The sequence below is a fragment of the Streptococcus ictaluri 707-05 genome (genome assembly GCF_000188015.2).
Lineage (GTDB): Bacteria > Bacillota > Bacilli > Lactobacillales > Streptococcaceae > Streptococcus > Streptococcus ictaluri.
Genome location: NZ_AEUX02000008.1, coordinates 43,656 through 69,369 on the forward strand (window position 1 = coordinate 43,656; position 25,714 = coordinate 69,369).

Consider the following 25,714-nt stretch of genomic DNA (forward strand, 5'->3'; position numbering starts at 1 on the left):
TAGAATTCCCCAATTCAGTATGGAAAGCAGATGAACATGTCCAACATTAATTCTACCAGAAAATCATCCTATTCTCATCTTTCAGCCACAGAACGGGGTGAAATTGCTGCTTATCTTAAAATGGGAAAGAAACCCGCTGAGATTGCTCGACTCTTGGGTCGTCACCGTTCTACAATCTGCCGAGAAATAAAACGTGGTTCAGTAGAACAGGTAAAGGATAAGAATGGAAAACAAACCTTCTTCAACGCCTATTTCGCTGATAGTGGGCAACGTGTCTATGAAACCAATCGTCAAAAGAGTTCTTATCTCAAGTTGAATGACTGCTCCGCTAGGTTCATTGAACAATTAGAATCTGCCTTGACGGCTAACATTCGTCTCCATAGTGTGGATAGTTTTGTTCAGACTTACAAAGTGAACCATCCTGAAGAAGTCGTCCCCTCTACCAAAACGATTTATCGTTATATCAAAGAGGGGGTATTAGCTATTAAACCAATCGATTTGCCTAAGATGGTGTATGCTATACGAAGTTATTAGAAAGTCATGAAGACGAATAAGAAGACTTTAGGTAAATCTATCGAAGAACGTCCAGAATATATTAATGATCGTTCTGAATTTGGGCATTGGGAGATTGATTTGGTTCTCGGCAAGAAAACCAAAGGTGAAGCTGTTATGTTGACTTTGGTAGAGCGCCAGACACGCTATGCACTAGGAGTTAAGCTAGAAGACAAGCAGTCCCAAACCATTAACCGAGCTGTCACGCATCTCATCAGTCAGTATCCTATTGCATCCATCACAGCGGATAATGGTTCTGAGTTTAGTTTACTCTCAAACTTAGAAGCTGTTGAAGTTTACTTTGCACATCCCTATTCTTCACATGAGAGAGGAACAAACGAGAACTTCAATGGCCTCCTCAGAGAATATGTCCCTAAAGGAGTCTCACTTAATCCACTAACCTCTGAAGAACTTGACAATTATATTACTGCCATCAATGAGCGCCCAAGACGACTTCTTCAATATCAATCCTCAAAATTCCTGTTTGAGCTATCCCGAACAGCTTAACATCTGGAACTCTAGTTATCTATGAACTGGTTGCACTTGACTTGACAACTTGCGTATAAGAAATAGGGCTAAATAACGTTAAATACTTGACCTGAGAGCGTTTTTTAGATATGATAATATCTGTTAAAGCATTAAGCTTACTAATTATTTGGAGGATTTGTTAAATGGCTAACAAACAAGATTTAATCGCAAAAGTTGCAGAAGCAACTGAACTGACTAAAAAAGATTCAGCAGCAGCAGTAGATGCAGTTTTCTCTGCAATCGAAGCATTCCTTGCTGATGGTGAAAAAGTACAATTAATCGGTTTTGGTAACTTCGAAGTTCGCGAACGCGCAGCTCGTAAAGGTCGTAACCCACAAACTGGTGCAGAAATCGAAATTGCAGCTTCAAAAGTGCCAGCCTTCAAAGCAGGTAAAGCTCTTAAAGACGCTGTTAAATAATAGATATAAAAAAAGTCTATTGCATCAACGTTTTGACGTTGTACAGTAGACTTTTTTTATATGTTTTGGGGCAAATTTGGGGCATATAATTAGTAGTTTTCCATGATTTCTGCTACATTTGATTTCAATTTTTTTGTTATATGGGTATATATTTGGGTAGTTGTCTTTGCGTCAGCATGATCGACACGATCCATAATTGCTTTCAGAGGCGTCTTATTTTCTGCCAAGCGACTAACTAGGGTATGACGGAATATGTGGCTAGAAAGATTTTTCGTTATTGGATTTTCAAGTCGTTCATTTGCCTTTTTCAAAGCAATGTTAAAAGAATTGGTCTGAATTGGGACACCATTTTTAGTCGTGAAGCTATATCCCATATCCTTATATCGATGATTGGTATTCTTTTCCAACTCATTCATAAACTCAAGTTCTTCAATGATTTCCATCTCACGCTTCGTCATTATGGTCTCACGATAGGAAGCGAGAGTTTTCGGTGATGTCTTTTCGCCATTACGATAGCCTTCAGTGTGATCGTAGGTTCCATGTAGTTTTAGGATTCTAGTATCAAAATCATGATTAGCGGGCTCAAGACTGACTGCTTCACCAATACGGCAGCCGTTTAGGCTCATAAATTCAGCTAGTAGAGCTGTCCGATATGTGCTTGGCCGTCGGTACAATTCTTTGAGCAACGGTTGAATCTCGTCTTCTTCAAGATATTTTTCTTCAATTTTTTTACAATCCTCCAAAGTCTTCTTTATTCGGGGGAGCTTTGCCCGCCTTGAGGGATTATCCTTGATGATATTTAAGTCAATAGCGTAGTCAAAGGTGAGATTAAGCATAGATTTGTTACGCTCTTTTTTATTTCTAGAGCAGTTCAGTTTATCCAGGTAAGCTTGTACATACTTAGCATCAATATTGACTACTTTGATACCTATTCCAAAACTCTCTCTAATTTCCCTTATATTGCCTTTTAGCGATGCATTAGAGGAGCGTTTTATCTCTTGTTGGTAAAATGTCCACCATTGGTCAAAAAGATCTGTAAAAAGCATTTCAGATGATTGTAGCTTGAATAAAATATCAGCTATCTTAGCATCTAGTATTTTTTGAGCCTCTTTTCTTATTCTAGAGGTATCTTTATCCATCAATACTGATGTCCGTTTCCATTTTCCTGTATAAGGGTCTTTATATCTCTCTACAAAATTTACTTTTCCGCTTGTATGTTTTTCAGCCCACATTGTTTTTTACCTTATTTTTTGATAAAATAGGCATAAGAAAACGAGCTTTTTAATGCTTGTTTCTTATGTTAGTTACGCCCTACGCTCAGACTCGCCAAAGTTTGAGAGCGTAGGGCTTTTTTTATTTTACTGCAAGTCTAATTCAACTATGAATTTTTCTTTTTCAAAGCTAAAAGAAGGTTTTACTTCTAATTCCATTTTGTCTGTACCATTGACGCCAAAAGCAGTCACTGCATTGTCGTAGCTACGTCCAGGAGATAACGTCTCAACAGTTGTGTCTATAGGATAGCTATTCATTTTATTGCTTCCTATATATAATTCCATCTCTGATGATACCAAGTAATCTTCTTTGGTATTGTTAGTTACGTTGTAGATTACTTTTAATACTTTTTCCGGATTGGAGTCATCAAATTGATTTCGTTCGTCTGTAAACTCAGCATTTGTTATAGTTATCTCTAGTCCGTTTTTAAATGTTAGTTTATCTCCTACCTTGTATTTTTGATTTTGAGGTTCACTTACTTTTCCGCTTGATTTTGTATCTTCTTTTTTATTTTCCGTTACAACATTTTATTTGTTGGTTATTTTAGTTTGATCACCGCTCGAACACGCTGTCAAAAAAATAGTAGATATCCCAATAACCCCTAAAGTAACCAATTTTTTCATATATTGTCTCCCATCAGCTTTTTATGTGGATCAGTTATTGCACGTAATTATTAAATAATAAAAGAATACTAAATTATTTATCCGAATAGCTTCCGACAACTTCTCCAATAATCCTAAAATCACTGTCGGCATCAACAGGTATATCGTCATACTTGTCGCTCAGACTATGCAGAAAAGCTCCCTCGTCGTTTATAAGAAGTTGTTTGATATAAGCGTCACCATAATACTCAAAAACTCCTATATCACCATTTGACAGGTTAATAGATAGTTTGATAAATACATAGTCGCCAGAGTGATACTCTGGTTCCATGGAATTACTATAGACAGGAATAACGAAATCCGCATTAATATCGACTGGTAATTCAATTGTTTCTACTTGCACATCATTTAGATATTGACCTGTCCCAGCAGAAGCGGGGTGGTCGTAGTAGTTATAAGAGAAGAATTCCACTACTGTATCTTCGTTATTTTTAATTTCTTTTTGTTGATTTAATGAAGTTTCAGCTGTATCCAAAACGATTAGCTGTCTACTGTGTTCTAATTGAGAAGAAGTAGCATTTATTTTTTGTAGAGTAGATGGGATGAGTTCTGGTGGAACTTTATCTTGGATTTTATATATTTCGTTACCTAAAAGCTTTGATTTTGATATTCCAAAAATAGAAGCCATTTGTTCGATGTTATCCATAAGAGGTTTGTTTCTACCTACCTCCCAAGCTGAAATAGCTGTTGGAGCTATTTTTAGTTTTTTAGCTAATTCTTTTTGAGTTAACTTGCTTTGTATTCGTTTCATTGAGCAAATTATTAAGTTTGCTCGAAAAGAATTGCATCGCCTCGATTTCCTGAGGGGTTAACTTACCTCTTCCTCTTGCCATTATTTTTTCCTTTCGAATTTTTATACTTATATAATATCGTTTTAAATCGTATTTGTAAATAATATTTTTAAAATAAATACGATTTTTTTCGGAAAAACATTCGCCATACGATTTAATTCGTAGTATACTATAGTCAAGCTTAAGGAATTAAGCAAAACAAAAACTCCCAAGAGGGAGTGGAAAGGGTGGGTTAGAATGGCAGTGGTCTTTCAGGTCTTAGGGGTTTGTTATGGGTTTCTAGTGATAAAAATCTTGGACCGATATAGTTTTTTGTTCCCCAAAAAGTTCTCTAAAGTGGATTTGGATAAGTTTGGTAAGCTTAGCTTCTGGGATAATACTGTTCCTTCTGTTAGCAATTGTTCAATAATGAGGTCAAATAATTCAGAGGCTTTTTTTGCAAATATTTCATAATCATAATCGTATTCAGCGTTACGATAAAAATGTAAAGAGGTTGCAGAATTTAGGGTGTATTCAGAGTATTTCATAGCAACTGATACAGGTAATTTTTCAAAATTTTTTAACAATAAGTTTGTCAGAAAATCTTGTGTATTTGTTGTATATCTAGTAAATGCCACTAGCCAATAATAACTTTTGTTATTGAATGATTGCGAATTCATCCACTTTATTAACGGTACATAGAGAGTTAGGTATATTTCTTTTTCTTCATCAAATTTCAATTATATCACAGAAAGGGGGTGGGATAATGACGAAAATGACACTAAGAGTGCTACGCGTTAATTATAGTCTTAGCGCTAAAGAAGTTGCGCAAGAGCTTGGTATTCACCATCAAACTTTATTAAAATACGAAATTGATAGTAGCAAGATCCCTGTATCGCTACTAAATGAATTGGCAGATTTTTATAAAGTAGATGTTAATAATATTTTTTTAGGCAATAAATACGATTTAAATCATATAAAACAATTACAACACTAGAAAGGACAATATGAACGAACTAGAAAACAAAATAAATGAACTTGAAGAAATAGTAATCAACATGGATGAAGTAGCTGTAGTGATTCCATGGAAGGTAGCAAAAAACCTACTACAAAGAGCAGGTTATTTATCAGAAGAGGAACGCAGATTGTTGCAGTGGAAATTTGGAGATTCTCCCCACCAAGGTAAACGTTCCGAAAAAGTCCGCAATATGCTAGAGGGACTTAGGAATAGTGGAAATTCCGAGAATAGCTGATAATTTTAATTCTGTTGTTTGGTCATTGTGCATGAAAATGAGGGTTTCATTTTTACGATTAGGCTCAATCCAATGATCAATAACAAAATCTCCAACGAGACTATGCAAAATAACAGTTTCAAAATCATCAATACTATTCAATAGAGGAGTTAATTCTTCTAAATTCATTCACTTATCCCCCTTCCTAATAGGATAACTACATTATACAACACTAGAAAGGAATTAAATGACTAAAGCAGAACGAATAAGGCGTTTTTACTATGAGAATTCTGATTCAAAATTAGCAGAAGCGTATCAAGTTTTAAAAGGGTATGACATATCAGAAAGTCATATCAAAGTAACTTTGAGTAGAGACAGAAAAAATGGTGTCTGTGCTATGAACAATGATTACACACAATATTTTGAGACGACTAAAGCTAAAGAGGAGCTATCAGAGTGGAGACGTGATGTTCGCAAAGATTTAGTCGAATAACTGTTACAAGCCAATAACCACGAGACTGACAGCAATCAAATCAGATTAAACGCTAAGACAATTAATCAGCTGTTGTCTGAAATATAGAAAGGAGACACATGAGACCAAAACGATACCCGTATAGCGGAAAGAAAACAATCGAATTAATAACTATCGGTCAAGATAAAAAGCCTACTGAAACAGTAGACTTTAGGATTTCGAGACTTGAATCGGTAATTAACGGAATTGAGCGTGAAATCGCTTGTGTTTATGGAATGATTTTTTAGAAAAAGTTGAGAACATTGTCGTTGATCTTTTTGACATTGTAACCTGCCCTTTTAGCTTCTTCGATAATCTCTTAAGCAGACATTTCGTAGGTATCTACAAGTATGGTAAGCTCCATGTCTTTTGTCGGTATTTTAAAAGCTGCTTGAAGTGTGCTGTCTAAATCTTTCCAACTTTTTTTAGGATTTTTATCTGTAGGCTTTGGACTCAATTTACTCATAACTTTCCCCTCCTTTCCATAATTTTTTGAATACAACGGTGAGAGGTCATATTCAAATAAATTATATCATAGGCATATTGAAAAATCAATATATTGTATATAACAAAGCTATAAACAACTATATGTTGTGCTTAGGAGGAATTATGTGGGAAAAAATCGAAGCTATATTAATTGAGAAAAAAATGACTAAATATGAATTGTCACAAAAGGCTGGATTAAATCAAAACAGCTTAATTGATCTAAAAAAAGGAAGAAAAAAATCATTGAAATTTGATGATGTTGTTAAAATCGCCGATGTCTTAGGCATCAGCACAGAAGATTTTAGATAACAAAAAAGTCCGACGGGAATCGGACTCAGAACAAAAAATACGTTTTAATTATAACACAAGAAAGGTCGCTTTAGTAACAGCACTCAGAAGTTTAAAGCTAATAGGTTTTTTTGAGATAGATGAAAGTATTTTCATTGCTTATATAACCTTATATCAAAATATTTTTTATCATTTTACATCTACGGAAAATATTTTATTGAATAGATGCCATTAAATAATAGATATAAAGAAGCCTATCATAGAAACCTTCATGGCCTATATGATGGGCTTTTTTTAGGGACAATAAAAAAGTTATAGAGATGATTATTTTCTAACGTTAAAAACGAATAGATGTTTTTTATTTTAAGGTTGCCATACCTGTTAAGTAATCAAGATTGATATTTGAAGAATAATTTTCTAAGACAACTGTTGTTATGCCATTTTCGTCAATTACTTCTTTATCACTATTTAATTTGATATTAAGTAGTTTCCCAGAAAAATCGATACCCACATATTGTAATTCTATTTGTCTAGGGAGTAATTCATTTGCATTATAGATAGGGGTAACTTTATAGTCTAGCCAAAAATTTGGATGTAATGCAAGCCAAGAATCTAAACGATTTTCATAATATAGCATGCCTTCTGGATTGCTATCATTTCCACCTGAATATGCTCCAGTATTTAACCAAGCGGTCATAGTTACTAAATTTTTAGGTTCATCATTTAAACCACAAAATTGGTATCCAATAAGACGCCCACGATTCATAACCCAAGCCTTTTTGGTTCCATCTCCGTAGGGCATTTCATAGTTGTGCCAACCGACTGGATTGTAGTTTATTTTTGAACGATTATCTGTAGTTTCATGTTTATCTTGAAGTTGTATGTGGGCTGACTGTGCTCTGTTCAAATTATCTAAATTTTCTAGTTCTAGTGTATAAATTCCTTTAAAAGGTAGAATCTTTGATGAAAGGTTACTTGAAATATTTGTTTCAATATGTGAAACATTGGGATACGTTCGTATCCTTGACGCATTAACTATTGAAGTTGGTAGTGATAAACATAATACTAGTAAGACAACAGCAAAAAAACTTGATTTTTGTTTAGATAATTTCATAATTACCACCTAAACCTTTCTAACAAAGCTTTTAAAGTGGATCATGCATTGCACTTTACTGGTTAAGTATAACACATAAAATCTCATTTTTAGGCTATTTAATAAAATTATTTTATAATAATTGATAAAAAATAATAATTAAACATAATTTAGAGGTGGAAATTATTAACAAAATATATATTATACCCATGGTGCTAGTTAATTTCAAAATATCTCAAATTGTAAGCTAGTATGATTTGTTCAATCCTCAATTGCAGCCCTGTCATGCCCCTATCCAGTGTTCGTTCCATATCAAAAAGGGAACAAAGTTCTGAAAATCTAGTCTCAATGGTTCGTCTCATAGCCATTAGTTTCCAATGATTATGCTGTTTAGCCCCTTCCATATTTTGACGCAAGGGAGTCCAGAGGTGATAGCCATTTTGCTTCAACTCATCTTTCAGCTCACGGTTAAGGTAACCTAAGTCTGCTAAAATGACGGATTGTTCACACCTTTCTAGCAACTCGTAAACTGCCTTAATATCATGAACAGAGGCTGGGCTGACAACATAATTCAGAATGTAGCCTGATAAGGTCACTAGCATGTGAACCTTAAAACCGTAAAACCACATATGTTTAGAGGCGGTGTAACCAATATTAGCTATCCCATTGAAAAGTCTGACCCTGTGGTTACGAATAGATTGACAAAGTGGCAAAGGAAAGCTGTCTATAATAACAATGGTATTGGGAGAAATTTGAGTGTTCATTGCCTGACGAATCACTTGAACCAGCCAAATCAACTGTCTTGCACGCCTATTAAAGCGACTTCTTTCTAGTAATGTACCGCAGGGAAATAGCTGACAAATCCTATAAAAGTGACGTTGTGATTTAATACCTAGTTCAGCTTGTAATAGCAGTAAAACTAGAAGAGATTGGTCTGAAACTTTGGACAGACAGACGTTACGACGGTGTTTGAAGTCTTCCGGACAATAATCTTGATAAAACTGAGAACAAATTTTTGATAATTGACGCATATTCCATTGTAAGTGATGGGATTTAGCTGTATACTGTAAGTGGCTCATTTGGACTAACCTCCTGTTTGTGTAGGCACTTACAGTATAGTCCTTTTGGGCTTTTTATTGTATTTTGAGATTAACTAGCACCACGGGTATATTATACTAATAATAAAAACTAATTTTCTTTTAAAAATAGATAAAAACTCATAATTTTCTAGAATATCACCTAAAAAAAGAGCTAATTTGCTCTTAAAAAAATTTTAGCTCTTTTTATCTTTTTGATATGATCTTATTTTTATGCATTAATAGCAATGGAGTTTCTAGTGGTTCACCAATTTTTAAGATGATAAGTTCTTCTTGTAATAGAGATAGCCTAATAGGGACAGAAAAGTCATCCCACAACCAATAAGAGCAAAGCTTGAAAGAGATAACAAAAAAGGAAGGTAAGTCATCAGAAAGGTAGCTAAGGGCATTAATAGAATAGCAATGGTAAAAATGGAACTAAAAACACGACCTAAGAGATGTTCAGGAACCTTTTGTTGAACAAGTGTGAAAAATTGAATATTAAATATGGTTAAAAAGCATTCAAAGATCAACTGTCCTATTAAAATGATCAAGATATGACAGTTTAAAATAGCTAATGGTGTGATGAGCATCATCCCTAAGCCGCTAAGGGCTAAAGTTAGAAGCAAATGCTTATAACTATGTTGAAAGAAGGGTTTGACCAGAAGTGCCCCTAGGATGGCTCCGATAGCTCCTGTAGATAAAAAATGAGCATAACTAGCTTGATTCGACAATAGTTGGTTAGTGAATGGCAGAAGGTAATTAAATGCTGCAATAAAAAAATTCACTAGGCTGGCAATGAAGAGTAAAGAAGCAATTTCCTTTTCGTTAATAATAAAATCGAGTCCTTCTTTCATATCTTTAAAGATATTGGTTTTTGAAGCGGTTCGTTGTATGTGACTTTCTTTTTCTTTAATGACCCAAATAAAGAGAAAAGAAGCTATAAAACTAAGACAGTCGACCCAAAGTGTTAGTGTTAACCCTATGTTATCCACTATCATAAAAGCGATAATTGGGGTACTAACCCCAATTATTTGAGAGATAAGCTCTAAGCTAGCATTAAAATCACCTAATTCTTGTTTAGGGACAATAGTGACAATATAGGAACGAAAAGAGGTTGAGGAAAAAGCTTGGCTGATGGCTAAAATAGCATTTACAATAATTAAACCAATCAAAAGGTGCTTCTCATCTTTTAAAAGGGTGAGGCAAGCACAGCAAAGAGCCCCGATTGCATAAGTCCATAATAAAATATGACGACGTTTAAAGCGATCAGCAATTACGCCTCCAAAGGGGTTGAAGAAGATAGCGATGAGATGCTCAACCAGTTGATAATAACCAAGGTAGCGTTGGCCAAGGATACCCAGTCCAGCTATCCAACTACTATTAGCATAATCATAAATGATATTACCGATTTTATTAATGGCATGACTAGATAAGAGATGGTATTTGTTTTTGATCATAAAAATATCCTCCTAAATTGCTTTTATTATAAAGCATCTTTAAGAGGAAAAATGTTATTTTGCAAATCAGGAAAGTGGTCCAACAAAGGTTTCAAAATCTTGACGGTAGTTTTGAGCATGGTGAGAGCAACCAAGAGCATCAAAAATATCAATAGCTTTTGTCATGTCTTGAATACCTGACAAGGCATCACCGCAACGGTAAGCTTCTAGACCTTTTAAAAAGAGAAATAAGGTTTTTTCGTATAATTTTGTTTCATTCTTAAGGAGTGGAAAGAGCTTTTTCTGATAAAAGTTAGCTTCTTTAAGGTAATGGCGATGAATACAACTTTCCCAAATATTCATTAGGGTAATAGTAACTAGGTATTTGTTAGTGGAGATTTCTTTATAATAGTGGTAATTAGTTAAGATTTCGCGTCCCATTTTATCTAATAGGGGAATATCGATAAATAAATAGCAATTTCCAATTAAAATTAACTCATAGATATGCCAATTTTCAGTAGTGAATAAATAATCTGTTAGGTCATCTAAATAGGCCTTGGGGAAAGGGAGGTTAGGGTCACATTTACAGATAAACGCCTGTAATAGAATCATATTTAAGTAATAGCGTTTTTCTTTAGGGTTCTCTTCAAATTTGGCTTTTTCTTGTAATTGTAAGTATCTAAAACCGTTGATATCCCGCTTGTATTCTAGCTCGATTAATTGAGACATGAAGTGAATTTGTTCTGTTGTTTGATAATCGGCTGCGGTATCCATAAACTCTTTAACTTCAACATGAATCTTGTTGAGTACGATAAGAAATTTAGACAAAGAGATATCACACTGCCCTCGTTCAAACCGTGAAATCTGTGACAGAGAAACATGCTCGTTTGCAACCTGGCTTAAGGGGATTTTTCGATTTATACGTAACTGACGAAAAGTCAGTCCTAAGTCTTTATTTAACATTTTTTTACCTCTATTATTTAGTATACCATTGTCTTAGTCAGAGACGATTATTTCCCTTATCTGCAAAAAATGTCTTTAATGTCACTTGTTAAAGAATTGCTAAAAAAGTATTTAATTATAATAGTTCTAAATAGTTGACTTATTTATTTAGAACTATTATAATTAAAGTATCTTAATGCATAAGATACGTTTTTTAAGTGAGGGAAATAATGATGATAAAGTGGGTAAAAGACCATCTACATTTAGTAGAAACACTGGTTTGTTTAGTTTTAATTGTGATTGGTATTCTAGTTTTACCAAGTATACCGAAGTTAGCTTCTGTTATTTTTATATTAGCTTTTATTATTGGTGGCTATCAATCAGCAAAATCTGGCTTACTAGACTTAATTCAAGAGAAACACTTATCCGTTGATGTCTTGATGATTTTAGCTGCTATAGGCGCTGGAATCATAGGCTACTGGTTAGAGGGAGCATTGCTTATTTTTATTTTTTCCATGTCAAACACCTTGGAAGAAATGGCGATGGAAAAAAGTAAAGACGCTATCTCTGCATTAATGAATCTTCAGCCTGAAACAGCTAGACTTATTCAAGAAGATGGTACGATTTTGGAAGTGGAAACAAAGAGTCTACAGATTGGAGATCGTGTTCAAGTGCGACAAGGAGAATCGGTTCCGATTGATGGCACCTTATTGAGTAACTTTGGCCAATTTGATGAATCAATGATTACAGGAGAGCCTATCACTGTGGATAAGGTCCAGGATCAAGATATCATCGGTGGTACCATTAATCAAGGTCAAACCATCGAAATGCTTGTGACTGTGGAAAATGAGAATACCCTCTTTTCTAAAATTCTTAATTTAGTGGAATCAGCTCAAACGCAAAAGAGTAAAACAGCTACCTTTATTGAAAGTTTAGAAGATGGTTATGTGAAGTTTGTCTTACTATTGGTGCCTAGTTTCATTTTATTGAGTCACTTTGTATTAGGCTGGACTTGGATGGATGCCTTTTATAGAGGAATGATTCTTCTAACAGTAGCTTCTCCATGTGCTCTTATTGCTAGTTCAACGCCGGCTAGTTTATCAGCTATTTCACGTGCCGCTCGTAAAGGCTTGATTATTAAAGGTGGAGATATTGTTGATAATATGGGAGATATCAAAGCAGTCATCATGGATAAGACTGGGACTTTGACTCAAGGAAAACCATCTGTTGTGGATAGCCATTACCTTTTGCCTAAGGAAGAAGTAGATGCAATTGTTAGGACAGCTGAGTCTGCTAGTAGCCATCCGATTTCAAAAGCTTTGCTAACTTATACTGAAGGAGTATCTTCGGTAGCATTAGACCAAATAGAAGAAATTGCAGGCAAAGGATTTGTCCTTAGTCTATCGGGTCAAGAATGGCGAATCGGCAAGAAGTCATTCATATTAGAAAAGGTAGCTAATCTAAATCAATTTGAGGAAACTGTTCAAGTGGAAGAAGGGCAAGGAAAAACCTTAATCTTTGTTTCCTGCGACGAGCAGCTGGCAGCCTATTATGTTCTTTTTGATGATATTAAAGTTGAATCTCAAGAAGCCATTAAAGCACTTCATGAATTGGGAATCAAGACCGTTATGCTAACAGGTGACCAAGCAGGAACAGCAGAATATGTTGCCCAAAAACTTGGGATTGATGAAGTGGTAGCCAATTGTATGCCTCAAGATAAAGTGACTCAGCTCCTTAGGCTAAAAGAAAAATATGGTTTTGTTGCGATGGTAGGTGATGGCATTAATGACGCCCCTGCTTTAGCGCAGGCAGATGTTTCTTATGCCATCGGTACTGGTACCGATATTGCTATGGAGAGTGCCGATAGCGTGATTATGGACGACCTTACGCGCATTCCTTTTTCCATTCGCTTGTCTCAAAAAATGAAAGGCATTGTGAAGACTAATATTGTTTTTGCCTTATTAATTATTGCTAGCCTTATCCTAGCCAATGTTTTTCAAGTCGTTAATTTACCTCTAGGAGTTGTAGGACACGAAGGTTCAACCATTCTAGTCATTTTGAATGGCCTACGCTTGCTTTCTTTTGAGTAGATAGACTTGCTGGAATACATTAAAGAGACTATAATAGATATAATGCTATTTTAAATAGAAAGAAGCCTTATGTTAGTTTATATTCTCATTGGACTCGCTATATTTTCCTTGATTAAAATAATCTTGTTTATCTTTTTTTATCAAAAATTTCTTCGTAAGCAAGAAAAGAAATCAAAAGAAGAACAAGAGAAGGAGCCAGAAGCCATAATCGAAAAAAGTGATAAGACCTTTCCCTTTTAATCTCAAGTATGACTTTTGTGCTAACACACAAAGAGTGCTCATTCTTACAAATGAGCACTCAGATTGAAGACAAAGCCCTAGAAAAATGAATTTCTAGAGCTTTTTTGTTCGCTAAGAGTTATAATAAAGACAAGAATCTCTAGGAGGTCTCTCTATGTTCCACAAAGAAAATCCGAACTAAAATCGTAATCAAGTTGGCTTTTATAGCTTAGATGAGTTGGTCCCTAAAGACCATCTCTTACGTCAAATTGACCAAGCCATTGATTTCTCATTTATTTATGACTTAGTTGAAGATAGTTATTGTGCTGATAATGGTCGTCCTAGTTTGGATCCCGTTATGTTGATTAAGATTCCTATGATTCAATGTCTGTTTGGCATTCGTTCTATGCGTCAAACTATCAAAGAAATTGAAGTCAATTTAGCTTACCGCTGGTTTCTTGGCTTGACTCTAGAAGATAAGGCGCCTCATTTCACAACATACGGCAAGAACTACAGCCGTCGTTTCCAAGATAAACAAGTCATTGAAGCCATCTTTTCTCATATTCTAGGTCTCTGCCTCAATGCTGGTTTGATTGATCCTACCGAAATCTTTGTGGATGGGACTCATATCAAGGCAGCTGCTAATCATCACAAATACATCAACCAGGAAGTTGAGGCACAAGCTAAATTTATGAGTGACCAATTGGAGAAGGAAATTGCCAAAGATAGGGAGAAACACGGAAAAAAGTCCGTAAGGCTCGCCAAAGAAAAAGAGCCCGCAAGTAAGAAAATGTCTACAACAGACCCTGATAGTGGTTGGTTTCATAAAGGAGAGCATAAACAAATCTTCGCTTATAACGCTCAAGTTGCTTGTGATAAACATGGTTGGGCATTGGGGTATAGTATTCACGCTGGAGATGTCCATGATAGTCAGGCATTTCCTGAACTCTTTGACAAGATTAAAGCATTGAACTCTCACTATCTCATTGCTGATTCTGGTTATAAAACCCCAAGCATCGCTCATTACTTATTAACTCTAGGTGTCATACCAGTTTTTCCCTATACAAGACCTCATAGTAAAAAGGACCTGCTTCGGCCAAAAGAATTTATCTATGATGAGTATTATGATGTCTATCTTCGTCCAGAAAACCAACCTTTGCACTATTCAACGACTAATCGAGACGGTTACCGTGAGTATAATAGCGATCCAGCTATTTGTCAGACTTGTGCTCTTTTATCAGTTTGTACCCAGTCGAAGAACCACCAAAAAGTCATCACACGTCATTTATGGAAAGATGACTTAAAAGTCTGCGAAGACATCCGACACCAACTAGGGATGAAAGAGCGTTATCAACAGCGCTAAAGAGACTATTGAACGCTTGTTCGGGACAGCTAAAGAATACCATAACTTACGCTATACGAGATTAAAAGGAAAGTCCAAAATGGGGGCAACCCTTGGGCTTACTTTAGCGTGTTTAAATCTGAAAAAATACAGCAAATGGATGGCTGGAATAGCCTTATTTCTTTGCCTGAAAGTTGCCAAAATGAGGCAAATCATCATAATGATAGTAAAAGAAAAGACAAACTGGAGGTTTAGACCAGTTTGTCTTCAATCTGAGTGCTCATTCTTACAAATGAGCACTCTTTTTATCTGCTTTGCTTGCTTTTTTAGTCTAAATAATGAAGTTTTCCTCTGAAGTCCTCTAAAGTCTCGTAGCCTTTTGATGTCATAATGGCTTTCAATTCTTCGGATACCCGAGCAAAGATACTAGGACCTTCTTGATGAAGGGCTGTTCCAATTTGGACCATGCTAGCTCCACAGAGGATATGCTCAAAAGCGTCACGTCCATTTTTTACACCGCCTGTTCCAATGATTTGGATAGAAGGATTTAGCCTTTGGTAAAAGGCATGAACATTGGCTAAAGCCGTTGGTTTAATATAATCACCACCAATACCGCCAAAACCTTGTTTGGGCTTGATGACTACATGCTCATCTTCGATAACCATACCATTTCCAATGGAATTAACACAGTTGACGAAGGCTAAAGGGTATTTGTTAAAAATCGCAGCAGCTTGGTCAAAGTGGACAATGTCAAAATAAGGAGGGAGTTTAATTCCTAGTGGTTTGGTGTAATAGGAGAAGATATGGCTTAGGATTGCATCGGTTGTTTCAAAATCGTAAGCAATCTGAGGTTTTCCTGGTACATTAGGACAAGAAAGGTTCAACTCGACCAGGCCTTGATAGGATGAAGCCTGAATAGCCTTAAGGATAAGATCTGTTTCCTGAGGAGACATTCCAACAACTGACAAAAAGTGAGCTTTGGAATTTTTGTCTTTCTCCATCTCTGAAACGATGTCTAAGTAATACTGATAACCATGATTAGGAAGTCCCATAGAATTAATGGAACCTAAATGGGTATCCACATACCTTGGTTCAGGATTTCCTTGCCTTGCTTCTAAGGTGCCGGTCTTGGTAACGAATGAGCCTGCCTGAGACTTTTCTAACTCAAGCAATTCTTCTTTGGTCATGCAGTAGACCCCTGCTGCATTCATCAAACAATTAGTGAAGTCAAAGTGGGCAATTCTTGTTGCGATAGAAACCATGGTTTAGCATTTCCTCCATATTTTAGACAAATTTTTTCTATTCTATCACTAGGCTTTTAGAATAGCAAGCTATTTTTAAAAACTAATTCTAAATCTTCATCATTTCCGAACTTTCTATTTTTCATGATATTACAAAATAATTTTCAAGAAAATAGGAATAGGCTAGCTTTTTTAAGCTATTTTTTGTAGAATAGAAGGGTAAAAGCTCTTAGAGCTAAATAAAAAGGAGATATTACGAATGGTAAAATTGGTTTTCGCTCGCCATGGTGAGTCAGAATGGAACAAAGCAAACCTCTTCACTGGTTGGGCAGATGTGGATCTTTCAGAAAAAGGTACACAACAAGCGATTGATGCTGGTAAATTAATCAAAGCCGCAGGTATTGAATTTGACCTTGCTTTTACATCTGTTTTAAAACGTGCCATCAAAACAACTAACCTTGCTCTTGAAGCTTCTGATCAACTTTGGGTACCTGTTGAAAAATCTTGGCGTTTGAATGAGCGTCACTATGGTGGTTTGACTGGTCAAGATAAAGCTGAAGCAGCAGCTAAATGGGGTGATGAACAAGTTCATATTTGGCGTCGTTCTTACGATGTTTTACCTCCAGATATGGCTGAAGATGATGAGCATTCTGCACATACTGATCGTCGTTACGCTCACCTTGATTATGCCGTTATTCCAGATGCTGAAAACTTAAAAGTTACTTTAGAACGTGCCCTTCCTTTCTGGGAAGACAAAATCGCTCCAGCTCTTGTAGATGGTAAAAATGTTTTTGTAGGTGCACACGGTAACTCTATTCGTGCCCTTGTTAAACACATCAAACGCTTGTCAGATGACGAAATCATGGATGTTGAAATTCCAAACTTCCCACCACTTGTTTTCGAATTTGATGACAAATTAAACCTTACTGCTGAGTATTATCTTGGTGGTGAATAAGACACAGAACCAAGCTTAGTCTTGGTTTTTTTAGTTATTTTTGACAAAAGAAGAGAGCTTTTGAAAAATATGGTATGATAATTAAAAAAACTAAAAGGAAGATATATGATAGCAAACGATCGTCGACAAGCTATTTTGATAAAGCTTCAACAAGTACAAGAAGCTCTGTCAGCCTCTTCTTTGGCCAAAGAGTTAGGGGTCAGTCGTCAAGTTATTGTGGGAGATATTGCTCTCTTACGGGCTCAGCAGATAGATATTATTTCAACTCCAAAGGGCTACTTACTATCAAGTGCCTTATTTACAAATCATTACTCAGCGAGATTAGTCTGCCAACATGGTCCAGAGCAAACCGAGGAAGAGTTGCAGATTATTTTGGCGCATGATGGTATTATTTCTACTGTAGAAGTCGAACACCCTATTTATGGGATGTTAACAGCTCCTTTAAATATCAAATCTCAGTCAGATATGCTTCATTTCATTACCAAACTAAAGGACTCCAAAGCAGAGTTATTGTCTTCTTTGACAGAAGGTGTGCATGCTCATCTTATTTCTTGCCCTAGTCAAGAAGCTTTTGAGGACATTTGCCAAGACTTAAAAGCAGCAAAAATTCTTTATCAAGAAAAATAGGTCATATTATTACAGGTGTCTTGACACCTGTAATAATATGACCTATAATAACTTGTAAAGGAGATTAACATGTCAAAAAAACCGACTCAAATGATAGCTTATTCCTCTATTCTAGTGGCTTTTGCTATTTTAATTCCAATGTTTATGCCAATCAAGCTCATTCTTGGGCCAGCTTCCTTCACATTAGCTAGTCATGTTCCCTTATTTTTAGCGACCTTTATATCACTACCAGTAGCTATATTAGTAGCTATTGGAACTACTTTAGGCTTTTTCTTAGCTGGTTTTCCTTTTGTTATTGTTTGTAGAGCTTTTTCTCATCTTATTTTTGCAGCTTTTGCAGCTTGGTTACTTGAGAGAAGACCTTCCATCTTGCTAAAGAAAGAACAGACTTTTGTGTTTGCTTTGATGATTAATATTGTTCACGGTCTAGCTGAGTTTATCACTGTCTATGTCATGACAGCGACCGATCTTACCAATCTGTCCTATTTTTGGACCATGTTGGGATTAGTGGGATTCGGTTCACTAGTGCATGGCATGGTAGATTTCTATTTAGCACTCAGCCTATGGCGTTTTTTGAGCCAAAAAATTGGCCTACCTTTAGCTAAGCTAAAAGTTTAAGTAAATCAATATGAAAAAGAAGCCCTTCTTAACTGAAAGGGCTTGCATTTTTTTCAAAAATTGGTATACTAAAAAGTGCATTTGTGAACATCGTAACAAAAGGAGATATCATGAAAACACCTGAGCAAATTTTAGAAGCTACTATTCACATTGGAGAACATAAGATTGCAAAGACTGCTGTGACCAAAGCCATTTTAGGTTTTATTGGTGGCGCTATGATTAGTCTAGGATATTTGCTTTATGTGAGAATTGCAGCAAGTGGACTAGAAACCTTTGGAGCCTTTTCAAGTATTTTAGGAGCCTGTGCTTTTCCAATTGGTCTCATTATCATTTTAATGGCAGGAGGCGAGTTGATTACAGGGAACATGATGGCTGTCTCTGCAGCTTTCTTTGCTAAGAAAGTGACAGCAAGTGAGTTATTAAAGAACTGGTTAGTTATTACTCTTTTTAATATCATTGGTGCTGTTTTTGTGGCTTTTATCTTTGGGCATTTTCTGGGGTTGACTGGAACTGGAATTTTTAAACAAGAAGTTATTGAGGTAGCTCATGCAAAATTAGCAGCTAGTCCGCTACAGGCAATTGTTTCGGGAATTGGATGTAACTGGTTTGTAGGTTTAGCCTTATGGCTTTGTTACGGAGCTAATGATGCTACAGGTAAATTGTTAGGGACTTGGTTTCCTGTGATGACTTTTGTTGCTCTTGGATTTCAGCATAGTGTGGCCAATGCCTTTGTCATTCCCGCAGCTATTTTTGAAGGTGGGGCGACTTGGTTAGATTTTCTGACAAACTTCAGCTTGGTTTATATTGGCAATATTATTGGTGGTGCCATCTTTGTTAGTCTCTTTTATTACAAAGCTTACTATCATCCTAAAAGCCATTGAGAAAAGAAATATTTTTTAGACTGGGAGAAAGTCTTCCCAGTCTTCTTTTTATTTTTTTGTGATAAAATAAGAAACGAAGTTTAAAAAGAAAGGTAGAAAGATTGCCATGGGTTCCTTTATTAAAAAGCAAAAAGCCAGTATTCCTAGACGTCTTCATCTCCTTTTTTTCATTATTGTCTTTTTGGTTACTAGCCTGATATTAAGATTAGCCTATATGCAGATTTATGATCATCAGTTCTATTTATCAAAATTAAATGCAACAACCCTTTATCATGTGCGTGAGTCTAAGCCCAGAGGTAGTATTTTTGACCGGGAAGGAAAAGCTTTAGTGACTAACAATGACAAAGAAGTTGTCACCTTTACCAGAAGTCCTAAAGCAAGTGTAGCAGACATAAAAGTGCTCGCTAATAGACTTGCCCAATTTATGGAGTTACCGCAGCTTCCTGTTTCGACTAGGTCTAAAAAAGACTATTATTTAGCTGATCCTAAAGTATATGCTAAAGTGGTGGATCGGTCAGCAGATAAAGAAAAGACAGATCGTTTTGGGAATCGTTTGACCCAAGCGACAATTTATCAAAATGCTTTGGCTTCGGTTAAAGAGAAAGACTTAGTTTATTCGCAAGACCAATTAAAAGTGATAGCTGTCTTTAATCAAATGAATGCAACAGCAAGTTTTAATACCGTAAAGCTAAAGACGGAGCCTTTAACAGATTATATCAAGGCTTATATTCAAGCCAATCAATCTCAGTTGAAAGGTATATGGATAGGTTCTGATTGGGAGAGAGAGGTTAGAGACACTAGCCTAACATCGATTATTGGTAAGATTTCTTCTCGAGAAGCTGGCTTACCTAAAGAGGAAGCCGATGCTTATTTGAAAAAAGGTTATGCGCTCAATGATCGAGTTGGAACCTCTTATTTAGAGAAGCAGTATGAAGATCTTTTGCAAGGAAAACCTGTCATCAAACAAATTAAAATCAATAAGTCTGGGAAAAAATAGCAGAAAATACGACAGACAAGGGTACTTCTGGTAGTAACTTGAAATTAACTATTTCTTTAGATTTTCAAGAGGCTGTTGAGGGTATTTTAGAGAATCATTATCAGGCTGAATTAGCCAATGGCCAAGCCAAATACTCAGATGGCATCTACGCAGTTGCCTTAAACCCACAAACAGGTGCTATTTTAGCCATGACAGGATTATCCCATAATCCTGAAAATGATCACTTACAAAAGGATGCCCTTGGCACCATTACAGATACCGTTACACCAGGATCGGTTGTAAAAGGAGCTACAATAATAGCTGGATGGCAATCAGGGGTGATTGAAGGAAATCAAATCTTAACTGACCAACCGATTCAATTTGGAAATGCAAAGCCTATTCAATCATGGTTTACAGCAGGCTTGCAAAATATATCTGCTCAACAAGCTTTGGAATATTCTTCAAATACTTATATGGTGCAAGTTGCCTTAAAAATGATGGGGCAAGACTATCACACAGGAATGACCTTAACAAGTAGTGGTATGAAAGAAGCCATGGGCAAATTGCGAGAGACCTTTGCTTCATTTGGTTTAGGGGTTCCAACTGGCATTGATTTACCAGGAGAATCTGCGGGTTACTTGGCTAGTGATTATGATATGTCAGCTGTTTTAGGAGAGTCATTTGGACAGTTTGATAACTATACGACCATGCAGTTAGCGCAATATGTGTCGACAATTGCTAATGGAGGTAATCGTATTGCGCCTCACCTTGTTCAAGAGATTTATCATTCTAAAGGACAAGAGGGATTTGGGACCTTAACAAAAACGATAGAACCTAAAGTCTTGAACAAAGTTGTCGTTTCACAAGATCAGTTAGCGATTATTCAAAATGGTTTTTACCAAGTGGTAAACAGTCAAAGTCCTTATGCTACTGGTCGAGAATTATCCGGTGGACTTGTTTCAATTAGTGCTAAAACGGGAACAGCTGAAACCTTTGCTAAAGATAAAGAGGGTCATACCATTGAAACCTTCAACCTAAATGTGGTTGCTTATGGGCCAAGTCAAACTCCTGAGATTGCAGTAGCTGTCATGTACCCCAAAGCCTCTCAACCATTAGCTAAAGCTCATCAACAGATTGCTAAAGAAATAATTAACCTGTACATGACAGATTATGTCACAAAATAAAGGAGAAAAGTGTGTTATATCCACGACCTATTGCAAAATTGATTGAAAGTTATTCAAAGTTACCAGGTATTGGTGCCAAAACAGCTACCAGATTAGCTTTTTATACCATTGGCATGTCTGATGAAGATGTCAATGATTTTGCTAAAAATCTATTAGCAGCTAAACGAGAACTGACTTATTGTTCGATTTGTGGTAATTTGACGGACGAAGACCCCTGTCACATTTGCACGGACCCTAGTCGGGATAAGAGTCTCTTATTGGTGGTTGAAGAGTCAAAAGATGTTTCGGCTATGGAAAAGATTCAAGAATATCACGGTCTTTATCATGTCTTGCATGGTCTTATTTCTCCAATGAATGGTGTTGGTCCAGATGATATTAATTTGAAGGGTCTCATTACTCGCCTGATGGATAGTGAGGTTAATGAAGTTATCGTTGCAACAAATGCCACAGCAGATGGGGAGGCGACTTCTATGTATATCTCACGTGTTTTGAAGCCAGCTGGTATCAAAGTAACGCGTCTAGCAAGAGGCTTAGCAGTGGGTTCAGATATCGAATATGCTGATGAAGTGACACTTTTAAGAGCGATTGAAAATCGTATAGAACTTTAATGTAGACAAAATAAGCCAATTACCAGAGGTAATTGGCTTATTTTTACTATAAGACAGCTTTAGCTAAAGGCCAGTTTTTTTAATCTCTTTACTTGCTTTGCTATTATTAAGGTTTTGAAAAGCCTACTTCTTTTTGTTATAATAAATAGTAATTTAATTCAGATAGGAAAGGTACCTATGTCTAAACAAACGTTAGTGTTATTATATGGAGGACGTTCAGCAGAACGTGAAGTATCAGTTCTTTCAGCAGAGAGCATCATGAGAGCTGTTAACTATGATAAGTTTTTGGTTAAGACTTACTTTATCAGTCAGGCTGGAGAATTCATTAAGACACAAGAATTTTCTGAAAAGCCATCTGAAACAGAACGACTTATGACCAATGATAGCATTAAGTTAGAGCAGGCCATTTCGCCAAGTGACATTTATGAAGAAGGAGCGGTGGTATTTCCTGTCTTACATGGTCCAATGGGAGAAGATGGCTCTATTCAAGGCTTCTTGGAAGTTTTAAAGATGCCTTACGTGGGTACCAATATCTTGTCTTCAAGTCTTGCAATGGATAAGATCACGACTAAGCGAGTCCTTGATTCTACAGGAATTCCTCAAGTTGCCTACACTGTTTATATTGAAGGGCAAGATTTAGAGGCCTGTTTAATAGAGACTCAAAGTCGTCTTAGCTTCCCTATTTTTGTTAAACCAGCTAATATGGGGTCATCCATTGGTATTTCCAAAGCTAATAACAGCAAGGAACTAAAAGAAGCGATTGCTTTAGCCTTAAAATATGATAGTCGTATTTTAATTGAACAAGGGGTAGTGGCGCGTGAGATTGAAGTTGGTCTACTAGGTAACACAGTGGTTCACTCGACCTTGCCAGGTGAAGTTGTTAAAGATGTGGCTTTTTATGATTATCAGGCCAAATATATTGATAACAAGATTAGCATGACCATTCCTGCGGAACTTGACCCAGAACTAGCTTCAAAAATGAGAGCTTATGCTGAAGAAGCCTTTAGAGCTTTAGGAGCCTGTGGCTTATCACGTTGTGATTTCTTTTTGGATGAAGAAGGGCATATTTACCTCAATGAATTAAACACAATGCCAGGATTTACACAATGGTCTATGTATCCTTTATTGTGGGAAAATATGGGCTTAGCCTATCCAGATTTGATTGAACAGTTGGTTGCTCTAGCACAAGAAATGTTCCAAAAGCGAGAAAGTCATTTATTATAAAAGAGGACAGGAAGAGGCCGCAACGTCTCTTCTTTTTTGTATTTTATTCAGACAGATAAGTCGACTACTTGTCAAATGCTGAAAATGCCACAATATTCTTTCTTTTTTATGCTATAATAGAAAAGAAATCGTTACAAACAAGTGTTTTAAGAAGGAAGAAGAGATGAAATTAACATTACATGAAGTTGCTAAAGTAGTTGATGCTCAAAATAGTCTTTCTGATTTAGACGACGTTCCTCTGAATCAGATCGAATTTGATAGCCGAAAAATTAGTGAAGGGGATCTTTTTCTACCTCTAAAAGGAGAAAGAGATGGTCACGACTTTATTGATTTTGCTTTTGATAATGGAGCAGTCGCTACTTTTTCAGAAAAAGAGCTAACAGGTAAACCTTATCTTTTGGTGGATGATTGTTTGACAGCTTTTCAAAAATTAGCACATTATTATATCGACAAAATGCGAATTGATGTCATAGCTGTTACAGGATCTAACGGTAAAACTTCTACGAAAGACATGATTGAAGCTGTTCTAGCTAGTAACTATAAAACTTATAAAACACAAGGTAATTACAATAATGATATTGGCTTGCCCTATACAGTCCTCCATATGCCAGATGATACCGAAAAAATCGTTTTGGAGATGGGACAAGATCACATGGGTGATATCAGCCTACTTTCTAAAATAGCTAGACCTCGAATTTCAGTGCTTACCTTAATTGGTGAAGCACATCTAGAGTATTTTGGCTCAAGACAAAAAATTGCCGAAGGAAAGATGCAAATTCTTGATGGCATGGACTCAGATGGCATCTTGATTGCGCCTGGGGATCCTATCATAGACCCATATCTTCCTGAAAATCAAATGGTGATTCGATTTGGAGATGGTCAAGAAATCTATGTAGAAGAATTGCAGGAAGCTAAAACAAGTTTAACCTTCAAAACAAACTTCTTAAGTCAAGCAATCACTCTCCCCTTACCAGGAAAGTATAATGCTAACAACGCTATGGTAGCGGCTTATGTTGGCAAATTGTTAGCTGTTCCTGATGAAGATATTATTGAAGCTTTAGAGTCCGTTCAATTGACGCGTAACCGTACGGAGTGGAAAAAAGCTAAGAATGGATCTGATATCTTATCAGATGTCTACAACGCTAATCCCACGGCTATGAGACTAATTTTAGAGACATTTTCAGCTATTCCAAGAAATGAAGAAGGACAGAAAATAGCTCTTTTAGCGGATATGAAAGAATTAGGCGAGCAATCCATTGCTTTACATTCTCAACTCATAGAGAGTTTAAATCCTAAGGACATTGATTATTTGATGTTTTACGGGAATGATATTAAAGAGCTTGCTCAATTAGCTACTCAAAAGTATCCCAAAGATCATGTCTTCTTTTTTGAAAAGAGTGAAAGAAGAGATGACTATCAGGAAATGGCTGAGTTTCTCGAGAAGTTAGTGGAACCTGAGGATCAGTTACTTTTAAAGGGAAGTAACTCCATGGGACTTGCTAAACTTGTTGATCATCTTACTTAAGAAAAATCCATAAATCCCTTTTTTGTCTGACAAAACACAGATTACCCCTTGTTCTCTCATCAAGATTAAGGTATAATGAAAAACTGTAGAAAGGGATATTTATGGATTTTTTTGCAATTGAACCAATTGGGTTACCCCATACCTCGCTAATTTTTTACGTGTCATCAATTCTTGTTGCACCGCTCTTGTTTTTTTTGACACTTCAAGCTTACAAATCAAAACCTTACCGTTATTTTTTTCTGGGGCTTCAACTGAGTCAATTAATTGGCCTTTATACTTGGTATGCTTTGAGAGGTTTTCCTTTAAACGAAGCTTTGCCTCTTTACCATTGTCGTATTGCTATGCTAGCTGTTTTTTTCCTGCCAGATCGTAATAGTATTAAGCAATTATTTATGATTTTAGGGATTGGAGGCGCTTTTTTAGCACTCTTATCACCGGATTTATACCCTTATAAGATGTGGCATGTGGCAAATGTAGCTTTTTACTTAGGACACTATGCTTTACTGGTTAATGGCTTAATCTATCTTATTCGTTTTTATAATCCTGCTCAGCTTAGACCAGTCCTTTTACTGCGTTACTTAGCGACTATCAATTTTGCTTTAATTTTAGTTAATTTACTTACTAAAGGTAATTATGGCTTTTTAATGGATATTCCAATTATCCACACTCATCATTTACTGCTTAATTTTGCCATAGTTAGTCTAGGCTTATTAACCTTAATCAAGTTTATTGAAATGTCCTTCTTGCGAATTAGTCAAGCTAATCAATTACGATTAGAATGGTCAAAGGAAAAGTAGGTCGTTGCGAAAGCTTGTGAAATCAGCTATAATAAAAAGAGTTGTCTACACAGCTCTTTTTATTGTGTCATCAATTAGGAGAAGACCAATGTAACTAAATGAAAATGACAAAATGCTATCGTTTCATAACTAGACAGAGGTATAGCTCTGGACCGAT

General features: G+C 36.1%; 25 protein-coding genes and 3 pseudogenes. 17 read left to right on the plus strand and 11 right to left on the minus strand.

The genetic code is table 11. The annotated features are described in order from the left end of the window. Positions 1-36: 36 nt before the first annotated feature. Together STRIC_RS10625 and STRIC_RS10630 are read left to right on the plus strand one after the other, a co-directional pair. Positions 37-1,059: pseudogene (locus tag STRIC_RS10625) on the plus strand (IS30 family transposase). 164 nt (positions 1,060-1,223) lie between these two features. After that, on the plus strand, positions 1,224-1,499 hold the full coding sequence (locus STRIC_RS10630) for an HU family DNA-binding protein (protein WP_008090501.1): 276 nt from the start codon (positions 1,224-1,226) through the stop codon (positions 1,497-1,499). An 89-nt stretch (positions 1,500-1,588) separates the two neighbouring features. Here STRIC_RS10630 and STRIC_RS10635 read toward each other — a convergent pair whose 3' ends face one another. The 4 genes from STRIC_RS10635 to STRIC_RS12790 all read right to left on the minus strand — a co-directional run bounded on the left by STRIC_RS10635 (position 1,589) and on the right by STRIC_RS12790 (position 4,790). Then, on the minus strand, positions 1,589-2,731 hold the full coding sequence (locus tag STRIC_RS10635) for a tyrosine-type recombinase/integrase (protein WP_008090616.1): 1,143 nt from the start codon (positions 2,729-2,731) through the stop codon (positions 1,589-1,591). A 126-nt stretch (positions 2,732-2,857) separates the two neighbouring features. Further along, positions 2,858-3,055: a hypothetical protein gene (locus STRIC_RS12785; RefSeq protein WP_234944219.1), complete on the minus strand. Its 198-nt coding sequence runs from the start codon at positions 3,053-3,055 to the stop codon at positions 2,858-2,860. Between the two features lie 412 nt (positions 3,056-3,467). Continuing rightward, positions 3,468-4,184: a S24 family peptidase gene (locus STRIC_RS10645; protein ID WP_008090635.1), complete on the minus strand. Its 717-nt coding sequence runs from the start codon at positions 4,182-4,184 to the stop codon at positions 3,468-3,470. 309 nt (positions 4,185-4,493) lie between these two features. Further along, complete coding sequence (locus STRIC_RS12790) at positions 4,494-4,790, minus strand: hypothetical protein (protein ID WP_234944220.1); 297 nt, start codon at positions 4,788-4,790, stop codon at positions 4,494-4,496. A 179-nt stretch (positions 4,791-4,969) separates the two neighbouring features. Between STRIC_RS12790 and STRIC_RS10655 the strand changes: the two genes are divergently transcribed. Next, entirely contained in the window at positions 4,970-5,200 is a 231-nt protein-coding gene (locus STRIC_RS10655; RefSeq protein ID WP_008087836.1) for a helix-turn-helix transcriptional regulator, read from the plus strand. A 214-nt stretch (positions 5,201-5,414) separates the two neighbouring features. On the opposite strand, the gene STRIC_RS10665 is transcribed toward STRIC_RS10655, so the two are convergent. Beyond that, the gene (locus tag STRIC_RS10665) at positions 5,415-5,624 is read right to left on the minus strand and encodes a hypothetical protein (protein WP_008090780.1); all 210 of its coding nucleotides are present in this window, start codon (positions 5,622-5,624) and stop codon (positions 5,415-5,417) included. Between the two features lie 58 nt (positions 5,625-5,682). Between STRIC_RS10665 and STRIC_RS10670 the strand changes: the two genes are divergently transcribed. Together STRIC_RS10670 and STRIC_RS12220 are read left to right on the plus strand one after the other, a co-directional pair. Further along, complete coding sequence (locus STRIC_RS10670; RefSeq protein ID WP_008090752.1) at positions 5,683-5,928, plus strand: hypothetical protein; 246 nt, start codon at positions 5,683-5,685, stop codon at positions 5,926-5,928. 98 nt (positions 5,929-6,026) lie between these two features. Then, positions 6,027-6,194, plus strand: a complete 168-nt coding sequence (locus tag STRIC_RS12220) for a hypothetical protein (protein ID WP_156033623.1) — start codon at positions 6,027-6,029, stop codon at positions 6,192-6,194. A 71-nt stretch (positions 6,195-6,265) separates the two neighbouring features. Here the strand turns inward: STRIC_RS12220 and STRIC_RS12225 are convergent, their stop codons facing one another. Further along, entirely contained in the window at positions 6,266-6,412 is a 147-nt protein-coding gene (locus tag STRIC_RS12225; protein ID WP_008090796.1) for a hypothetical protein, read from the minus strand. Between the two features lie 143 nt (positions 6,413-6,555). Here STRIC_RS12225 and STRIC_RS10680 point away from each other — a divergent pair, with 143 nt between their 5' ends. After that, positions 6,556-6,741 (plus strand): helix-turn-helix domain-containing protein, encoded by a 186-nt coding sequence (locus STRIC_RS10680; protein WP_008090476.1) that lies wholly within the window; start codon positions 6,556-6,558, stop codon positions 6,739-6,741. 337 nt (positions 6,742-7,078) lie between these two features. Here STRIC_RS10680 and STRIC_RS10685 read toward each other — a convergent pair whose 3' ends face one another. The 4 genes from STRIC_RS10685 to STRIC_RS10700 form a co-directional block, all read right to left on the minus strand. Next, positions 7,079-7,834, minus strand: a complete 756-nt coding sequence (locus tag STRIC_RS10685) for a DNA/RNA non-specific endonuclease (protein ID WP_008090757.1) — start codon at positions 7,832-7,834, stop codon at positions 7,079-7,081. A 194-nt stretch (positions 7,835-8,028) separates the two neighbouring features. Continuing rightward, on the minus strand, positions 8,029-8,892 hold the full coding sequence (locus STRIC_RS10690) for an IS982 family transposase (protein ID WP_008088535.1): 864 nt from the start codon (positions 8,890-8,892) through the stop codon (positions 8,029-8,031). Positions 8,893-9,164: 272 nt separating this feature from the next. Then, positions 9,165-10,349, minus strand: coding sequence for an MFS transporter (locus tag STRIC_RS10695; RefSeq protein ID WP_008090707.1), 1,185 nt, complete (start codon positions 10,347-10,349; stop codon positions 9,165-9,167). Between the two features lie 66 nt (positions 10,350-10,415). Beyond that, the gene (locus STRIC_RS10700; protein ID WP_008090808.1) at positions 10,416-11,291 is read right to left on the minus strand and encodes a helix-turn-helix domain-containing protein; all 876 of its coding nucleotides are present in this window, start codon (positions 11,289-11,291) and stop codon (positions 10,416-10,418) included. A gap of 209 nt (positions 11,292-11,500) precedes the next feature. Between STRIC_RS10700 and STRIC_RS10705 the strand changes: the two genes are divergently transcribed. Beyond that, positions 11,501-13,360, plus strand: coding sequence for a heavy metal translocating P-type ATPase (locus tag STRIC_RS10705; protein WP_083835452.1), 1,860 nt, complete (start codon positions 11,501-11,503; stop codon positions 13,358-13,360). Positions 13,361-13,754: 394 nt separating this feature from the next. Further along, a pseudogene (locus STRIC_RS10710) lies at positions 13,755-15,276 on the plus strand (IS1182 family transposase). Here STRIC_RS10710 and STRIC_RS10715 read toward each other — a convergent pair. Continuing rightward, positions 15,248-16,183: a dihydroorotate oxidase gene (locus STRIC_RS10715; protein ID WP_008090706.1), complete on the minus strand. Its 936-nt coding sequence runs from the start codon at positions 16,181-16,183 to the stop codon at positions 15,248-15,250. The pseudogene STRIC_RS10710 and the gene STRIC_RS10715 sit on opposite strands and share 29 nt — an antisense overlap. A gap of 238 nt (positions 16,184-16,421) precedes the next feature. Between STRIC_RS10715 and STRIC_RS10720 the strand changes: the two genes are divergently transcribed. From STRIC_RS10720 to STRIC_RS10760, 9 genes and pseudogenes are all read left to right on the plus strand, one after another. Next, entirely contained in the window at positions 16,422-17,117 is a 696-nt protein-coding gene (locus STRIC_RS10720) for a phosphoglycerate mutase (RefSeq protein WP_008090547.1), read from the plus strand. Positions 17,118-17,222: 105 nt separating this feature from the next. Further along, positions 17,223-17,744: a transcription repressor NadR gene (locus tag STRIC_RS10725; RefSeq protein WP_008090831.1), complete on the plus strand. Its 522-nt coding sequence runs from the start codon at positions 17,223-17,225 to the stop codon at positions 17,742-17,744. A 69-nt stretch (positions 17,745-17,813) separates the two neighbouring features. Continuing rightward, positions 17,814-18,362, plus strand: a complete 549-nt coding sequence (locus STRIC_RS10730; RefSeq protein WP_008090647.1) for a hypothetical protein — start codon at positions 17,814-17,816, stop codon at positions 18,360-18,362. A gap of 110 nt (positions 18,363-18,472) precedes the next feature. Beyond that, entirely contained in the window at positions 18,473-19,243 is a 771-nt protein-coding gene (locus STRIC_RS10735) for a formate/nitrite transporter family protein (RefSeq protein ID WP_008090690.1), read from the plus strand. A gap of 106 nt (positions 19,244-19,349) precedes the next feature. Beyond that, positions 19,350-21,403 (plus strand): annotated as a pseudogene (gene pbp2b / locus STRIC_RS10740) (penicillin-binding protein PBP2B). Between the two features lie 11 nt (positions 21,404-21,414). Next, positions 21,415-22,011, plus strand: a complete 597-nt coding sequence (gene recR, locus STRIC_RS10745; RefSeq protein WP_008090611.1) for a recombination mediator RecR — start codon at positions 21,415-21,417, stop codon at positions 22,009-22,011. Positions 22,012-22,188: 177 nt separating this feature from the next. Beyond that, positions 22,189-23,235 (plus strand): D-alanine--D-alanine ligase, encoded by a 1,047-nt coding sequence (locus STRIC_RS10750; RefSeq protein WP_008090717.1) that lies wholly within the window; start codon positions 22,189-22,191, stop codon positions 23,233-23,235. Positions 23,236-23,398: 163 nt separating this feature from the next. Next, the gene (locus tag STRIC_RS10755; RefSeq protein ID WP_008090505.1) at positions 23,399-24,760 is read left to right on the plus strand and encodes a UDP-N-acetylmuramoyl-tripeptide--D-alanyl-D-alanine ligase; all 1,362 of its coding nucleotides are present in this window, start codon (positions 23,399-23,401) and stop codon (positions 24,758-24,760) included. A gap of 101 nt (positions 24,761-24,861) precedes the next feature. Beyond that, the gene (locus STRIC_RS10760) at positions 24,862-25,557 is read left to right on the plus strand and encodes a TMEM164-related integral membrane acyltransferase (protein ID WP_008090535.1); all 696 of its coding nucleotides are present in this window, start codon (positions 24,862-24,864) and stop codon (positions 25,555-25,557) included. Positions 25,558-25,714 lie beyond the last annotated feature (157 nt).

Coding starts and splice junctions, on each gene's coding strand:
- STRIC_RS10730 (WP_008090647.1), top strand. CDS start 17,814: ATGTCAAAAAAACCGACTCAAATGATAGCTTATTCCTCTATTCTAGTG.
- STRIC_RS10750 (WP_008090717.1), top strand. CDS start 22,189: ATGTCTAAACAAACGTTAGTGTTATTATATGGAGGACGTTCAGCAGAA.
- STRIC_RS10655 (WP_008087836.1), top strand. CDS start 4,970: ATGACGAAAATGACACTAAGAGTGCTACGCGTTAATTATAGTCTTAGC.
- STRIC_RS10700 (WP_008090808.1), bottom strand. CDS start 11,291: ATGTTAAATAAAGACTTAGGACTGACTTTTCGTCAGTTACGTATAAAT.
- STRIC_RS10665 (WP_008090780.1), bottom strand. CDS start 5,624: ATGAATTTAGAAGAATTAACTCCTCTATTGAATAGTATTGATGATTTT.
- STRIC_RS10690 (WP_008088535.1), bottom strand. CDS start 8,892: ATGAGCCACTTACAGTATACAGCTAAATCCCATCACTTACAATGGAAT.
- STRIC_RS10685 (WP_008090757.1), bottom strand. CDS start 7,834: ATGAAATTATCTAAACAAAAATCAAGTTTTTTTGCTGTTGTCTTACTA.
- STRIC_RS10760 (WP_008090535.1), top strand. CDS start 24,862: ATGGATTTTTTTGCAATTGAACCAATTGGGTTACCCCATACCTCGCTA.
- STRIC_RS10695 (WP_008090707.1), bottom strand. CDS start 10,349: ATGATCAAAAACAAATACCATCTCTTATCTAGTCATGCCATTAATAAA.
- STRIC_RS10635 (WP_008090616.1), bottom strand. CDS start 2,731: ATGTGGGCTGAAAAACATACAAGCGGAAAAGTAAATTTTGTAGAGAGA.
- STRIC_RS10735 (WP_008090690.1), top strand. CDS start 18,473: ATGAAAACACCTGAGCAAATTTTAGAAGCTACTATTCACATTGGAGAA.
- STRIC_RS12220 (WP_156033623.1), top strand. CDS start 6,027: ATGAGACCAAAACGATACCCGTATAGCGGAAAGAAAACAATCGAATTA.
- STRIC_RS10645 (WP_008090635.1), bottom strand. CDS start 4,184: ATGAAACGAATACAAAGCAAGTTAACTCAAAAAGAATTAGCTAAAAAA.
- STRIC_RS10670 (WP_008090752.1), top strand. CDS start 5,683: ATGACTAAAGCAGAACGAATAAGGCGTTTTTACTATGAGAATTCTGAT.
- STRIC_RS12785 (WP_234944219.1), bottom strand. CDS start 3,055: ATGGAATTATATATAGGAAGCAATAAAATGAATAGCTATCCTATAGAC.
- STRIC_RS10720 (WP_008090547.1), top strand. CDS start 16,422: ATGGTAAAATTGGTTTTCGCTCGCCATGGTGAGTCAGAATGGAACAAA.
- STRIC_RS10715 (WP_008090706.1), bottom strand. CDS start 16,183: ATGGTTTCTATCGCAACAAGAATTGCCCACTTTGACTTCACTAATTGT.
- STRIC_RS12225 (WP_008090796.1), bottom strand. CDS start 6,412: ATGAGTAAATTGAGTCCAAAGCCTACAGATAAAAATCCTAAAAAAAGT.
- STRIC_RS10680 (WP_008090476.1), top strand. CDS start 6,556: ATGTGGGAAAAAATCGAAGCTATATTAATTGAGAAAAAAATGACTAAA.
- STRIC_RS10705 (WP_083835452.1), top strand. CDS start 11,501: ATGATGATAAAGTGGGTAAAAGACCATCTACATTTAGTAGAAACACTG.
- STRIC_RS10755 (WP_008090505.1), top strand. CDS start 23,399: ATGAAATTAACATTACATGAAGTTGCTAAAGTAGTTGATGCTCAAAAT.
- STRIC_RS10725 (WP_008090831.1), top strand. CDS start 17,223: ATGATAGCAAACGATCGTCGACAAGCTATTTTGATAAAGCTTCAACAA.
- STRIC_RS10630 (WP_008090501.1), top strand. CDS start 1,224: ATGGCTAACAAACAAGATTTAATCGCAAAAGTTGCAGAAGCAACTGAA.